Source organism: Paraburkholderia ginsengiterrae, assembly GCF_001645125.1.
GTDB lineage: Bacteria > Pseudomonadota > Gammaproteobacteria > Burkholderiales > Burkholderiaceae > Paraburkholderia > Paraburkholderia ginsengiterrae.
Genome location: NZ_LXKA01000286.1, coordinates 1 through 440 on the forward strand (window position 1 = coordinate 1; position 440 = coordinate 440).

1 pseudogene is annotated in these 440 nt (G+C 69.5%); it reads left to right on the forward strand.

Features of this window, described 5'->3' with window-relative positions:
* A pseudogene (locus A6V37_RS20510) lies at positions 1-387 on the forward strand (NAD(P)/FAD-dependent oxidoreductase); the annotation flags it as partial.
* Positions 388-440 lie beyond the last annotated feature (53 nt).

Consider the following 440-nt stretch of genomic DNA (forward strand, 5'->3'; position numbering starts at 1 on the left):
GGGGGGTGTACGGCGAATGTCAAGCGCGCCAGGCAGTCGGGCCTGCAGTGCGGGCGGGCGATCGTGGGGGAGGATGCTTTGCGGACGGACGACCGGGGGGGGTACGGGGTCGGGGAATGCGTGCAGCACCGCACGGCGAGCTTCGGGCTGGTGGCGCCGATCTGGGACGAGGGGCGTGGCTGTGGCGCACATCTGGCAGGGGCGGGTCACCGGCGTTACGTGCAGCGCGCGACGGCGACCAAGCTGAAAGTCACGGGCGTCGATCTGTATTCGGCCGGGGACTTCATGGGTGGCCCTGATAGTGCAGGCATGGTGCTGGGCGGCCCGAGGAGCGGCCTCTACAGGCATCCTGTGCTCGAGGACAGCCGGGTGGTCGGCGCGGGCCTGTAGGGCGATGTCAAGGACGGCGCGTGGTACTTCCAGCTGATCCAGGAGCAGAC